Origin of the sequence: Parendozoicomonas sp. Alg238-R29, from assembly GCF_947331445.1 — a bacterium.
Classification (GTDB): domain Bacteria; phylum Pseudomonadota; class Gammaproteobacteria; order Pseudomonadales; family Endozoicomonadaceae; genus Sansalvadorimonas.
The window spans coordinates 1-13,305 of sequence record NZ_CAMZOG010000104.1; the positions used below are offsets into that span (position 1 = coordinate 1).

A 13,305-nucleotide genomic window follows, 5' to 3' on the forward strand; every position below is an offset into this window, starting at 1 on the left:
CCTTCGCAGCGAGGGTCAGGAACTTTGGCGAGAAAGGCTGTCAGGGGCTGATACTGCTGGGCTTCCATGCTGAAATACGAGTCTGATAAATGGGAATCAGAGACTACTACAAATTATGTGGCTCGATGGTACCTATTTGATGCAATTGCCCTGCCTCACGCGCCACCACGTGGCCGCTCTATATTGACATCCCTGAAGTGAATCGAAATGCAATGAATGTAGCTGAAAAGTTACAGTTTTCGTTTATCAGCGAAACCACCCGCATGCATATCGGCACTCCACCTCCGCTTAATCACTCTAGCGTTTATGGCGTTACAACTGTAGAGATGGGCTAACCCAGAGGCTGTTGACAGCGAATTCTCTTCAATAATTAAAAATCTATTGATACTCTCTACCATCCGACGAAGCTGCAGCTCACCATATACGTACACAAGCAGCATTATTCGCAACAAAGGCTAATAACAACCTTATGGTTACAGCAATCCAACGCTTTCTTCACAAGGATACATCTGTCGGCATATTGCTGGTTGGTGCAGCCATACTGGCAATGCTGGCCGCCAACACTCCGCTCGACACGTTCTACAACATGCTTTTGTCTGTACCTATTACGGTAGCGATTGGAGCATTGGAAATATCCAAACCCATGCTGTTGTGGATTAACGATGGTTTAATGGCGTTGTTCTTCCTGCTAATAGGTCTTGAGGTAAAACGGGAGTTTATTTCCGGGGAACTGTCTTCACGAAGTCAGATTGTACTTCCAGCTGTTGCTGCTGTCGGTGGTATGGTTGTTCCGGCACTGTTTTACATTGTTCTTAACTATGACAACCCAATCGCCATCAAGGGTTGGGCCATTCCAACAGCTACAGATATAGCATTTTCTCTCGGGGTTCTGGCTCTGCTTGGCTCTCGGGTTCCACCAGCCCTTAAGATTTTCCTGATGGCTCTGGCTATTATTGATGACCTTGGTGCCATCATTATTATCGCCTTGTTTTACACTTCTGAGCTCTCCACAATATCTATTGTGCTCGCTTCTATCTGCTTGGTAGTGCTTGTTTTCTTCAACCGCGCCGGAGTCACACGATTAGGGCCCTATATGTTTGTTGGGGTGATTATGTGGACTTGTGTGTTGAAGTCCGGCGTACACGCAACACTTGCCGGGGTTGCTCTTGCCTTTACTATTCCCCTGCGAGCTTTGAATGAAGATGGCCGCTCTCCTCTGGTAGAGCTTGAGCACAAGCTTCACAGCTGGGTTAACTTTTTCATCCTTCCATTGTTTGCCTTCGCCAACGCTGGTGTTGCTATGAGCTGGGCACAGGTTCAGGGCCTCATGGACCCAAGCCCTCTGGGCGTTATTACCGGCCTGTTCCTCGGTAAACAAATTGGTGTTTTCCTGTTTACTGCAGTGACTATTAAATTTGGTTTTGCCCGACTGCCAACAGGCACAAAATGGCTGCATATTTACGGCATGTCACTCCTCTGCGGTATTGGTTTCACCATGAGTCTGTTTATCGGCTCGCTGGCCTTTGAAACAACCGGGGCCGAATACCTCATCGCTGATCGTGCGGGTATTCTTGTCGGCTCATTCCTGTCTGCAGTGATTGGTTTCCTGGTTTTGAAATCCATACCAGAAGACAATCTGCAACCGGGAATAAACCGTTAAGTAATATCATGGAAGGAAAAATGAAGGGCAGAGCTGTACTTCTGGTCAACCTTGGATCGCCAGACTCAACGTCCGTTGTCGATGTGCGCAGGTATCTTAATCAATTCCTGATGGATCCCTGCGTTATCGATCTACCCTGGCCACTCCGGCGATTGATTGTCAGTGCTTTTGTACTGCCCACGCGTCCAGCCAAGTCTGCTGAAGCCTATGAAAGCGTATGGCTGGATGAGGGTTCCCCTCTGAAGGTCATCAGCCAGAAACTTGCGGATAAGGTTTCTTCCAAAACCAGCCTGCCAGTTTCACTGGCTATGCGTTATGGCAACCCTTCCATGGAGCAGGAGTTGTTGAAGCTTTCTGCGCTGGAAAATATTGAAGAAGTCCTTCTACTCCCCCTTTATCCTCACTACGCCATGTCGTCGGTGAAAACCTGCCTTATTGAGGCAGAAAGGGTGATGCAGGAACATAACCTTCCTCAGAAGCTGATTATTCATCCGGTGTTTTACCAGCATCCGGACTACATCAACTGTCTGGCAAAAAGCGCCCAACCTTTTGTTGAGGAACTGCATGCCGGACAGTGGGATCACATTCTGTTCAGCTACCACGGTGTTCCCGAAAAGCATATTAAAAAAGATGACCCTACCGGCAGCCACTGCCTCACTCCAGATTGTTGCAACCGTCCTTCAAAGGCCCATGAAACCTGTTATCGCCATCAGGTTTTCAAAACCACTGAGAAGTTCATAGAAACCACGGGTATTGAAGATAACAAGTGGAGCCTGGCCTTTCAGTCCCGGCTGGGCAAAGCCAAATGGCTGGAACCTGCTGCAGATCAATCGATAAGAGAGCTGGCAGCCAAGGGTGTCAAAAAGCTTCTGGTAATCTGTCCAGCCTTCACTGTGGATTGCCTGGAAACTCTGGAAGAGATTGGTATGCAGGCCAAAGAAGACTTTGTTGCTCACGGCGGTGAAGAACTGAAACTTATTCCCTGCCTCAATGATAATGACGACTGGGCAGAAACATTAGCTCGCTGGAGCGAAGCCTGAGAACATCTCAGGCTTTATTTGTTCATTGATTGAATGTCTGAAAGATCCACATCTCGCCCAAGAGCTGACTTATAAGCCACCAGCTTTTGCTTGCTCATAACCCTGACCTTATTACCAAACAATTCAGCGGATTCGTACTCCGAGAAATCCGTATACTGCTGAACCCACATATCTGTTCGGGTATCAAAATACTGAATATCCCCGGCATTGCACACTTCTATGCTTTGTCCGTGATAATCCAACTCAATAAGATCCAGGTCCCAACTGTCATCCCTGTAACGATCAGGCCCCCACTGAATAAATTCTTTGCCAAACTCCGTCACTTTCTTAAAAAAAATCGCAGGGACGTAAATATCAATGTCAGCAACGGGTCTGAGGGAACCATAAGCTCTTGCAGCAAGGCCACCGGTTATCAGGTAGGGAATGCTCTCTGCTGAGAGATAATTGGTGATCCAGCCGAGAGCGATAGAAACTTTACAACCAAATTCTAAATTACAACGTTGTTTCAAATTACAGCCTTGCCATAAAACGCATTAAGCCCGGATCTTCAAAAGCCCGGCCAATAGCTTTGCTCAGAATGTCATTAATCATCTGAGCATTCTCTTCATCCGAGGGAGCTTTTAACACTCTCCGATTGTCTTCAGCAGCATAACCCCCCTGATAAAACTCACTTCCTTCACGGGCAATCACCCGAACAGATGCCTTCAAATCAACTTTTGAAACATAGCTGCTTGTCGGGACTCTGTAGGAAAGCGTATCGATGTAAATCTGAAACTGGGGTGACTCGGAAGAGCTGACCGTTTGCATACCAAGTTCCTGCAGAGCCCTCTCAACAGAAGTACGCACTGCATCCTGAAGATTGTTAGCGACACCAATCCGGTTACTGTCGTTATAAACACCGCCCCGGGTTCCCAGCCACGGTGTCAGGCGCTCATCATAAACGGTCACAGTAATCGGGCCACTTAACTTCACACTGCTCGCCGCTGGCTTCACATCAGGAGCCAAAGTGACATTCTGAGGGCTCAGCGCACACCCACTCAATACACCAACAAGCAGTAGGCTCGCAAAAAGCTCTTTCAAGAAAACCAATCGTCTGACCATACCTGTCACACCTGCTGTTTCTGCATTCATCATTCGTAAATAGATTGTCTCTTCTCCACCACCGCTTCGCAATGCTTTCACCATGTCTGCTCTGGTGTTTGGCAAACTCCATCCCTAAAGATATAGTTCAAGGCAGACTCAGACCAAAAGTCTGGGATGACAATAAAGCTGAATGGCAACTCACCACCCAATGAGTAGCCATAAGTAGAAAAATAAACTGCAGGACAATTTTATGACCAGTAATAGCGTGGTTATTTTCGATACAACCCTGAGAGATGGGGAACAAAGCCCCGGCGCATCCATGACCAGGGATGAAAAGCTACGCATTGCCAAAATGCTGGAACGCCTGCAGGTTGATGTTATTGAAGCCGGTTTTGCCATGGCGAGCCAAGGGGATTTCGAGTCAGTCAAAGCCGTCGCTACCACCATTAAAAACAGCACAGTGTGCAGTCTTTCGCGGGCACTGGATGGCGACATTGATCGAGCTGCCGAAGCACTGAAACCTGCTGAAAGCGGCCGTATTCACACTTTTATTGCCACATCACCAATCCATATGAAATACAAGTTGCAGATGGAGCCTGACAAGGTGATTGAGCAGGCCGTTCATGCGGTAAAACGGGCGCGAAACCAATGTGCAGATGTTGAGTTCTCCTGCGAAGACGCTGGCCGTTCTGAACTGGAATTCCTGTGTCGTATTATCGAAAAAGCCATTAACGCTGGTGCCCGGACAATTAATATTCCAGATACTGTTGGCTACGCCCTGCCCCATGAGTTTGGTGAAACTATCAACCAGTTACTCACCCGCATCCCCAATTCCGATAAAGCTATTTTTTCAGTGCACTGTCACAACGATCTCGGGCTGGCCGTTGCCAACTCATTGTCGGCCGTCGTCAATGGCGCACGACAAGTTGAATGTACCATCAATGGTTTGGGTGAAAGAGCAGGCAACGCATCTCTGGAAGAACTGGTTATGGGGCTGCGTACCCGCAATGATTCTCTGCAGCTTGATACCCGTATTGCTACGGAACATATTGTGCCTGCATCGCGCATGGTTTCCAGCATCACCGGTTTCCCGGTTCAACCAAACAAAGCCATTGTCGGTGCGAACGCGTTTGCCCATGAATCAGGCATTCATCAAGACGGTGTTCTCAAGCACAGGGAAACCTATGAAATTATGAAAGCGGAAGACGTAGGCTGGAACACCAATAAAATGGTTCTGGGAAAACTTTCTGGCCGCAACGCTTTCAAAACCCGCATGGAAGAGTTGGGTATCAGTTTTGAAACCAAGGAAGATCTCAACGAAACCTTCAAACGTTTCAAAAGTCTGGCTGACAAAAAGCGCGACATATACGACGCAGACCTTCACTCTCTGGTTGCCGACTCTCTGGAAATGGATGAGACCTTCAAGCTGGATGCGTTGTCCATCAGTTCAGAGATGGGCGGCACACCAGAGGCCAGAGTTGTACTATCCGTGAATAATGAACGGAATGAAATCATCAGCACGGGAGATGGCGCTGTTGATGCGGCGTTCAAAGCTATTGAAGCTATTGCCTGCTCTTGTGCCCAGCTGGAACTTTACAGTGTAAACGCCATCACCAGTGGTACAGATTCCCAGGGTGAAGTCACCGTAAGGCTGGCTCGAAAAGGCAGAATCGTGAACGGCAGTGGTGCTGATACCGATGTTATTATCGCTTCAGCCAAAGCTTATGTGCATGCGCTCAACCTTCTCGAAGCAGGAGAGAAGCGCAATCCACAAACCGGTTCTATCTAGGGGGCGTTCTCAATTAAGCATACGACTCAGTGGCGCTGAAAGCCCCCTAACGACAAGCCTCCGTCAGTTGCATTACAATGGGGGTTCACTTCAGTGATTGACGGAACAATATGAACGAAAGGCAGCGACAGGACTATCTGGAAGCCATGGGTATACAGGCATGGTTTCCCCGTTTTGTGCTGCCCGCCGCAAAACCTTCACCCACCTGTGATTGGGACTTCGACGATTATCCTGTTGCCCCCCAGCACCCTCAGCTTGCACCTCAGGTAGCAGATCCTTCTTCTCACAATGTTATGCCCCAAGTTCAAACCCTACATTCTCCTTATACACAAGCTCCAACTACTCAAGCCCCGGTAGCTCCGGCAGCTGGAGTAATGAAAGAGTCTTCGGATATTCTGGGGGAGCTGGGTTTTTCACAAGAATCGGATTCAGAAGAAAAAGATGCGGCAGCAACAGAACTGCAACCTGTTGCGAGTGATGTTATTCCCGCAGAACCATTCCGACTGGCCGTTATTGATGTCAGCGATTCCTGTTTGGTTGTTACCGACCTGCCCTGGTCTGGCGTGAACCAGTTCACTGGATATCACGAGAGACTGTTGCGAAATATTCTCAGGGCTGTGAATATTCCCGCAGATCAGGAATTGCAGGCTGGAGTCTTTGCCTGGCCCATAATTCCAGATGCAACCCCGGTAGACCGCAAGTACGCTAAAGAAGCGGTTCGTTGTTTTCTAACTAACCAGTTTGGCCTTCAACGTAGAAAGACTATCCTTCTGTTCGGCCGGAGCAGCAGTGACTACCTGTGGGATTACTCTGAAAGCTTTGAGGAATGCAGAGGCGTGCACAGCAAAGACGGGGTAAACTACGCAATCACCTGCAGTCTAGGTGAGATGATGGGTATCCCGGAACTCAAAGCAGAAGCGTGGGCTAATATCAAACGCCTTCGTAAAACGTCACCACAAGTGCCTGATGGCAAATAATGCTGCCTGTACCAGCTTTCTTCTTCATAACTTTTGAATTACAGACAATTAATAGCCTTCCATGACCATTCATAACTGGACCGATGGTTACAACCTTCGTCCGATGACAGAAGCCGATGTTGATTCTGTTCATGCACTCGAATCAAGCACTAGTCCTCACCCGTGGACTCCTGGCATTATCCGCAACTGCCTGACAACAGGAGACCGCTGCTGGCTTCTTGAGAAAGATAACCTACTGGTCGGGTATACCGTCACCATGGTGGCTGTTGGAGAAGGGCATATTCTGAACATTGCCATTACCCCTGATTTTCAAAGACAGGGGCTAGGTCAACGACTGCTGGATTTTCTTATCCAGGACTTGGCAGAGCAGAAGGCAAACATTATTTTTCTGGAAGTGCGGACTTCCAACACTTCGGCGATTGAGCTTTATCTGAAGAATAATTTTACTGAGGTCGGCCGCAGAAATAACTATTACCCCTGCTCAAGGAATGGCCGCGAAGATGCCTTGGTAATGGTGAAAGATTTATCATTCCAGATGTAAAATTAAGGCGGCAAAAATTAGGGTGTTCACAATTAAACCTTTGCCGCCTTAACTCGATTTATCGCTGTCAGTTAATGTAAAACGGTACGTAGTCCTGTAACTGACCATCTGTCAGGTCATAACATTTCCCTTCCACCCTTTCACAATCTCCATTGTATTTGGGCAGTACCCTGTGGTTCAGGCGTGCTTTCTGCGGATTATCCAACAGATATTTCCAGTTATCCCTTCCATCGGTGTACGAAAGCAGAGCTGCATGGGGAATGCCTGAAGTCCAGCTGCGACTGAAATACCACATCTGACTGCGATTCTCCTGACCACGGCCGAAACAAGGAGTCATTCTTATACCTGTATTGCCCTTGGTTAAGCAGACATCGTCATTTTTCTCTTCAAAGCCCTTATTGAAAACCTGCTTGGTGACCAGATCATGAGCCCATAGCTGGCTGCTCTTACCCGGAGTGCAGTATTGCAAGCTGACACGCTTGACCATTACATAGCCATGACCGCTTTTGTCAGGTACCTGAAAAGTTTGTGCTTCCAGGCAAAAATTATCATCTGTACGCGCCTGCTTCAGTGCAAACCAGGCCGCCATTTTGCTGATCACTGGGACTTCAGGCTCAGGTTGGGGTTGGGGTTGGGGTTGGGGTGTCGGCTGAGTCGGAGTTGGAGGAGGTTTTTCTCCGTCTTCTGGTTCTGGTTTGGTTTCCGGAGTCGTCGGAGAGGGAGAGGGATAGGGAGAGGAAATTGGTCCTGAATCTCCCGGCTGCGTAGGAGTTGGGGGCGGTGTAGGATCTGTTGGCGTAGGAGTCGATGTTGGGTCTGGCTTTGGAGAACCACCCCTTTCACAGTCAGGCTGCTCTACAGTTGAAGCACAGACATGATTACACTTTTCCACCCAGGGAATGGTGTAGCACCAGTTGGTATCTCTGGGCTCTTCATGAACCCACTGGAAACTACCCTTCCAGAACCCCATATCCAAGCCTGACAATATCCCTACAGCAGGCACGGTATCAACGCGCCCTGTTCCTTCCTTATAGCGATATAACAAGCCTTTGCTATCAAAACCCCAGCTTTGGGCTTCATTAACAGAATCATAACACTCTCTAACGGACAGGGTTTCACCCCCATAGTAAGAATGCTCACGAGTCAGGCACCAGAGAGACTCATTTTTCTCAACATCTTTGGTCACACCTATAAGTTGATGATGTTTTCCCAGAGTCCAGAACAAAGCACCTTCGTAGGAACAGGAACCATTAATAACTTCGATAATTTCATTGCGATCCTCACCAGCATCAGGCTTTAAAACCAGGCAACTGTTTAATTCTTCGGAAGCCCGCAGCTGAAAAGCACTTATGGTGTCTGAACCCGTTGGAGCGGCCTGAATCGCCGCTGAGACCACAAGGGGTATTGCAAGCCAAAGGCAGCCGGTTAACCTGTGCATGGAGATTCCTTCCCTGATGATTCTGTTTAACTCCCAACTCTCCTCACTATAGCCAGTAGGTATTTACCCGGAGCCTATATGCCCAGTACACTCCTTCCACTGTCATCAATTTGTCGCTCATTCTAATAAAGATTATAAAAATGACTCTACTTCAGCGCTTTTTTCTGGTCGTAGGCCTGAGTTTCTCCTCCTTGCTTATGGCGACAGGACAATCTTTTACAGTTCTGCATACCAATGACTGGCAATCCCGCCTGCTGGGCTTCGGTCCTAACACCGAATACACCCCGGAAACCATAAACGATGACAAAACCATTGGTGGCGTTGCACGGCTGGCAACCCTGATAGACCAGCGCCGCAGAGAGCTTGATGGTCAACCAGTATTATTGCTCGATGGCGGGGATATCAGCCAGGGTACACTGTTCCACACTCTCTACCGAAAACATGCCCCTGAACTTCGGCTGATGAGACTGCTGGGCTATGATGCCCTGACCCTCGGCAACCACGAGTTTGACTTCCGCCCAGACGGCCTTTCAAAGATGTTAGATGCTGCCAAAGGTCACCTGGACGAAATACCTGCCATCATCACCTCTAACCTGGAGCTTCCTCCTGCACAGAGGTACCTGCAGGACAACGGCACCATTCAAAAGTGGAAAATCATTGAGAAAAATGGCATCCGTTTTGGCCTGTTCGGCCTGATTGGAAAAGAAGCCGACGAAGTCTCACCCAATGCCAAGCCGGCGGTTTTTGCAGAGCAGATAGCTACCGCTAAATTTATGGTCAGATTATTGAGAGAGGAACAAAAAGCCGATGTGGTGATTCTTATGTCTCACAGCGGCGTGGTTAAAAATGAAGATGGCGGCTGGGAAGGCGAAGAGATTGAATATGCTCGTCAGGTGCACGGAATCGATGTCATTGTTGGCGGCCACAGTCACACAGCTCTCCACGAGCCCATTATGGTTAACGGAACCCCTGTGTTGCAGGCAGGCTCCGATACCCGCTATCTCGGGGAAATATCCCTTGAGCTGGAAGACAATGGCAAAGTCGCTGTCAAAGGCTACAAACTGCACACCATTGATGACCAAATCATTGGTAAGAACGCTGTAACTGAAAAGGTAAACACCTTCAAAGCCCTGATTGATCAGGAAGTGATGGCGGGCAGCCCGTATAGCTTCAACCAGCCCTTGGTAAAAACGCCTAAAACCCTGACCCGAGCCTATGACGATCAAGTGCTCGGAAACCTTGTGACAGATGGCATTCGCAAAGCCGCCGGCAGTGATGTAGCGATGACCACCAACAGTCTGATCCGTGATGATATGTTGATGGGCGATAGCGGCATCCAGTCTGTTTCCGATATCTTTCGCCTGCAACCTCTTGGCGTTGGCAACGATAACCAGCCCGGTTACCCACTGATGAAGGTTTGGATGACGGCTCAGGAGCTGCGCGGATTGATGGAAATTATGTCTTTTGCTTATCTGATTAAAGGCGATGACTACTTCCCACGCTTATCAGGTCTGCGTTTTACCTATAACAAAATGCGCCCACCTCTGGATCGCATCACCTCCATTGAGCTCGGCTCCCATGAAACCGGGTTCACACCGCTGGACCTGACAGATAAAACCCGTCTCTACAGTTTCTCAGCTTCCAGCTACGTAGGCAGCTTTGCCTGGGTTATGAAAGACCTCAGCTATGGGCTGGTCAGCATTATTCCCAAAGATAAAAACGGCAACCCCCTGGCGGATCTTAAGCTGAGCATTGTAGACAGGCTTCCTGCGGAAGAAGGTATCCAGGAGTATAAGAATTGGCAGGCTCAATTGGATTTCTTTGCCAGCCTTCCCGACACAGATGGGGATGGTATTGCGAATATTGTGCTAAACAAGAACGTGACAGAACCCCGTATGCAGACTATCAGCAGCTTTAAGCCTGATGACCTGTTACGCAATGCAACGTGGATATTATGGACGGTTACAGGGCTCCTGTTTACGATCCTGCTTATACTATTCGTTATTGGTTTTCGGACTATCGGGCGCATTAAAAAGAATGGATGAGATAAACGCACTCCTTAAACAAAACCGCGCATGGGCTGATGAGCGGGAAGAAAAAGAGCCTGGTAGCTTTGCTCGGCTGGCAAAAGGTCAATCTCCAGAATACCTGTGGATTGGCTGTATCGACAGCCGCATGCCTGCGGAACAGCTTACCGGTCTGGAACCTGGCCAGATGCTGGTTTACCGGAATATCGCTAACCTTGTGAATCCTGCGGATAAAAGCTGTATGTCTGCCATTCAGTTCGCAGTGGAAGTACTCAAGGTAAAAAATATTATTGTCACTGGGCACACGAATTGTGGTGGTGTGGCGGCAGCACTGAAGAAAGAAGCAGATGGAACTCTTGAAGAGTGGCTCACACCTCTTCACGAGCTCTGTGACCATCACAGTGAACAACTGGAAAGCCTGCCCAATGAATCTGAACAGGCAGAACGACTCTGCGAACTCAGCATCGAACAACAGGTACTGAATGTTGCCGACAACCCGGTTGTGCAAAAAGCCTGGAAAAATGGTCAGCAGCTTTCCATTCATGGCTGTGTTTATGATGTTGCGACTGGAGAGTTGCGCTCTCTGGGTATCCGGGTCAGTAACTCGAACTAGGTTCTGCTGGGATCCAGTGAAAGGCAGCCAGCATTCCAGCGGTGCTGTGCCTGCCTGTAAAAGCGCTCGCGAATACTGGGTTCGATAAACTGTCAACAGAACCTCAAATCAAAGCCTGTGTACTGCTTTGTGAGAAGCGGTACACAGGCTCTGATTTTTAAGCAAAACCCGCTTCCATCTGATACAGTTCCTCCACAGCGACCTGCCAAATCCGCCATTCAAGGCTCTCCATCCAAGATGCGTCACAAATGAAATACATTCCCCTGTCCGATTACAAAAACACCTGGATCTTTCGTCATGCAGAAATGCCAGTTCCTGCGGAAGATCTGGAACAGATAAAACCTCTGGCATCCGTAGCCGCCATAGATATCTGGCGTAACAACATCAGCAAACAGTGTCTGACTCCAGAAGATTTTGGCGATGATGACTGGCCAGTTCAGGAAGAAATCTGGGAAGAATCAGGCAGCTGGCAGGAAGAGTGGGAGTCCGACTCACCGGAGCTACCACGTGTTGTTACGGAGCACCTGCAATGGACACCAGAAACCACAGTGTTCTATTGCATCGACAGTGAAGCTGTTCTGGAAACAACCTGGGATGTTTTCAGTCGTCATTGGAAAAACTTTTTGTTCTTCGACGACGAATGCATTCTCATTGGTCGCAAGCGCAAGCAGGCGCTCCAGTTCCATCAGGACGGAACTGTTTCTGTGGGCAGAAAAGGAATTGTTGCTGCCAGTAAAAACTAACTGCCAAAATGGCGAGGTAATATGAAGCCTCGCCTTAACCTGTGGACACTACCAAGACGAAGCTTCCTTCGCCAGCGCAGTCACCATACTCCAGTCATTTGCAGCCACCGCCTCTTTGGGAAGAAGCCAGGAGCCACCAACACAAGCGACATTCGGCAAGTTTAAATAATCCGCAACATTGTGCTGCCCTATTCCACCCGTCGGGCAAAAAGTGACCTGTCCGAATGGGCCAGACAATGCTTTCAGCATGGCAACACCACCTGCCTGCTCCGCCGGGAAAAACTTCAACATATCAAAACCGGCAGCCATGGCTTGCATAACTTCGCTGGCGGTAGAGACACCAGGCAAGAATGAAAGGTTCGTATCCCTCGCGGCTTCCAGAAGATCATCAGAAAGTCCTGGCGATACAATAAAGTCAGCGCCAGCATCGGCAACCTTCCGGAACTGATCACAGTTAATCACGGTTCCGGCGCCAACAAAACAATCGGTAAATTCTTTTTTCAGAAGATAAATGGCATCTATGGCACACTCGGTACGCAGGGTTACCTCAAAAACGGTAATGCCACCTTCCCGTAGTGCTGCGGCCATAGGTACGGCTTGCTCAATATTATCGACAATCATAACAGGCATAACCGGCGCGGCCTGATCTATGACTCTCTTTAGCTTTTCGTACATGACGTTCCCTGATTTGTTCGATCTGTTGAAACAGATACTGTAGCTTTTTCGGGAATAATCTCCCCTTTCTATTGAATCACCGTTGCGACCAGATAACCGCCATTAAAAGAGTCTCCAGCTGCGGTTGTATCTATCACTTCAGAAACAGTCATTGCCAATACAGAACTGATTTCCCCCGATAATGAATCAGGCAACCATCAGCACCATTTTTAACAACAACCTCTGGTATGTTGCCCAGACGCTTTAAAGTATCTTCCGGAATGTGATCTCCAAACAGCACATTCATCATCAAATGTTACCAAGGCCATTGTCACTAGAGATAACACTTTATTGACTGCATTTTGGGCCTTAATCCGGGAAGCCCACAAGAGGAGCCGATAGTTGTTATCAAATTGTGTGCTGAGCAGATGTACGAAGTGAAAACGGGAACCTAAGCACCTGACCATGCCGGGCAAGTTAATATCATGCTGCACCCGCTCTGGCTAATCAGCTTGTGTTTATAGGTGATTCGCCAGAGCTTTATGAAAGATTATTATTGATCAGCACCCGCGGTGCCCTCGCCGTACCTGTGAATCCATGACGCGCTGGGGACAGAGCGCTGGTCATCAACGCTACCGCTGCAACGCATGCGGGCGTACCTGCAACGCATTGAGCGGCACGCCATTGGCTCATTTCCGTATTCGTGAAAAGCTGGATGCCTACTTGTCTTGCATGGATGG

At 48.7% G+C, this 13,305-nt stretch carries 13 protein-coding genes and 1 pseudogene; 9 read left to right on the top strand and 5 right to left on the bottom strand.

Annotated features, from left to right (window positions below):
- Positions 1-469: 469 nt before the first annotated feature.
- Together nhaA and hemH are read left to right on the top strand one after the other, a co-directional pair.
- A complete protein-coding gene (gene nhaA, locus QMA35_RS19060; protein ID WP_281648737.1) occupies positions 470-1,660 on the top strand; it encodes a Na+/H+ antiporter NhaA in 1,191 nt (396 codons plus the stop codon).
- Between the two features lie 20 nt (positions 1,661-1,680).
- A complete protein-coding gene (hemH, locus tag QMA35_RS19065; protein ID WP_281648738.1) occupies positions 1,681-2,700 on the top strand; it encodes a ferrochelatase in 1,020 nt (339 codons plus the stop codon).
- 14 nt (positions 2,701-2,714) lie between these two features.
- On the opposite strand, the gene QMA35_RS19070 is transcribed toward hemH, so the two are convergent.
- Entirely contained in the window at positions 2,715-3,209 is a 495-nt protein-coding gene (locus QMA35_RS19070) for a hypothetical protein (protein ID WP_281648739.1), read from the bottom strand.
- Between the two features lies 1 nt (position 3,210).
- Positions 3,211-3,906, bottom strand: a complete 696-nt coding sequence (locus QMA35_RS19075) for a YajG family lipoprotein (RefSeq protein WP_281648740.1) — start codon at positions 3,904-3,906, stop codon at positions 3,211-3,213.
- 127 nt (positions 3,907-4,033) lie between these two features.
- On the opposite strand from QMA35_RS19075, the gene QMA35_RS19080 reads away from it, so the two are divergent.
- The 3 genes from QMA35_RS19080 (at position 4,034) to rimI (ending at position 7,090) form a co-directional block, all read left to right on the top strand.
- Positions 4,034-5,572: a 2-isopropylmalate synthase gene (locus tag QMA35_RS19080; protein ID WP_281648741.1), complete on the top strand. Its 1,539-nt coding sequence runs from the start codon at positions 4,034-4,036 to the stop codon at positions 5,570-5,572.
- Positions 5,573-5,682: 110 nt separating this feature from the next.
- Entirely contained in the window at positions 5,683-6,549 is an 867-nt protein-coding gene (locus QMA35_RS19085; RefSeq protein WP_281648742.1) for a hypothetical protein, read from the top strand.
- Positions 6,550-6,610: 61 nt separating this feature from the next.
- Positions 6,611-7,090, top strand: a complete 480-nt coding sequence (gene rimI, locus QMA35_RS19090; RefSeq protein ID WP_281648743.1) for a ribosomal protein S18-alanine N-acetyltransferase — start codon at positions 6,611-6,613, stop codon at positions 7,088-7,090.
- 67 nt (positions 7,091-7,157) lie between these two features.
- Here the strand turns inward: rimI and QMA35_RS19095 are convergent, their stop codons facing one another.
- Positions 7,158-8,528 (bottom strand): hypothetical protein, encoded by a 1,371-nt coding sequence (locus QMA35_RS19095; protein ID WP_281648744.1) that lies wholly within the window; start codon positions 8,526-8,528, stop codon positions 7,158-7,160.
- 140 nt (positions 8,529-8,668) lie between these two features.
- Between QMA35_RS19095 and QMA35_RS19100 the strand changes: the two genes are divergently transcribed.
- From QMA35_RS19100 to QMA35_RS19110, 3 genes are all read left to right on the top strand, one after another.
- Positions 8,669-10,573 (top strand): bifunctional UDP-sugar hydrolase/5'-nucleotidase, encoded by a 1,905-nt coding sequence (locus QMA35_RS19100; RefSeq protein ID WP_281648745.1) that lies wholly within the window; start codon positions 8,669-8,671, stop codon positions 10,571-10,573.
- Entirely contained in the window at positions 10,566-11,168 is a 603-nt protein-coding gene (locus QMA35_RS19105; RefSeq protein ID WP_281648746.1) for a carbonic anhydrase, read from the top strand. The genes QMA35_RS19100 and QMA35_RS19105 overlap by 8 nt, the downstream gene beginning before the upstream one ends.
- A 248-nt stretch (positions 11,169-11,416) precedes the next feature.
- The gene (locus QMA35_RS19110) at positions 11,417-11,911 is read left to right on the top strand and encodes a DUF2947 domain-containing protein (RefSeq protein WP_281648747.1); all 495 of its coding nucleotides are present in this window, start codon (positions 11,417-11,419) and stop codon (positions 11,909-11,911) included.
- A gap of 48 nt (positions 11,912-11,959) precedes the next feature.
- On the opposite strand, the gene QMA35_RS19115 is transcribed toward QMA35_RS19110, so the two are convergent.
- Together QMA35_RS19115 and QMA35_RS19120 are read right to left on the bottom strand one after the other, a co-directional pair.
- Entirely contained in the window at positions 11,960-12,586 is a 627-nt protein-coding gene (locus QMA35_RS19115; RefSeq protein ID WP_281648748.1) for a bifunctional 4-hydroxy-2-oxoglutarate aldolase/2-dehydro-3-deoxy-phosphogluconate aldolase, read from the bottom strand.
- A gap of 68 nt (positions 12,587-12,654) precedes the next feature.
- On the bottom strand, positions 12,655-12,780 hold the full coding sequence (locus tag QMA35_RS19120) for a hypothetical protein (protein WP_281648749.1): 126 nt from the start codon (positions 12,778-12,780) through the stop codon (positions 12,655-12,657).
- Positions 12,781-13,168: 388 nt separating this feature from the next.
- Here QMA35_RS19120 and QMA35_RS19125 point away from each other — a divergent pair.
- Positions 13,169-13,305, top strand: a pseudogene (locus QMA35_RS19125) (IS1595 family transposase); the annotation flags it as partial.

Coding starts and splice junctions, on each gene's coding strand:
- nhaA (WP_281648737.1), top strand. CDS start 470: ATGGTTACAGCAATCCAACGCTTTCTTCACAAGGATACATCTGTCGGC.
- hemH (WP_281648738.1), top strand. CDS start 1,681: ATGAAGGGCAGAGCTGTACTTCTGGTCAACCTTGGATCGCCAGACTCA.
- QMA35_RS19080 (WP_281648741.1), top strand. CDS start 4,034: ATGACCAGTAATAGCGTGGTTATTTTCGATACAACCCTGAGAGATGGG.
- QMA35_RS19085 (WP_281648742.1), top strand. CDS start 5,683: ATGAACGAAAGGCAGCGACAGGACTATCTGGAAGCCATGGGTATACAG.
- rimI (WP_281648743.1), top strand. CDS start 6,611: ATGACCATTCATAACTGGACCGATGGTTACAACCTTCGTCCGATGACA.
- QMA35_RS19095 (WP_281648744.1), bottom strand. CDS start 8,528: ATGCACAGGTTAACCGGCTGCCTTTGGCTTGCAATACCCCTTGTGGTC.
- QMA35_RS19100 (WP_281648745.1), top strand. CDS start 8,669: ATGACTCTACTTCAGCGCTTTTTTCTGGTCGTAGGCCTGAGTTTCTCC.
- QMA35_RS19105 (WP_281648746.1), top strand. CDS start 10,566: ATGGATGAGATAAACGCACTCCTTAAACAAAACCGCGCATGGGCTGAT.
- QMA35_RS19110 (WP_281648747.1), top strand. CDS start 11,417: ATGAAATACATTCCCCTGTCCGATTACAAAAACACCTGGATCTTTCGT.
- QMA35_RS19115 (WP_281648748.1), bottom strand. CDS start 12,586: ATGTACGAAAAGCTAAAGAGAGTCATAGATCAGGCCGCGCCGGTTATG.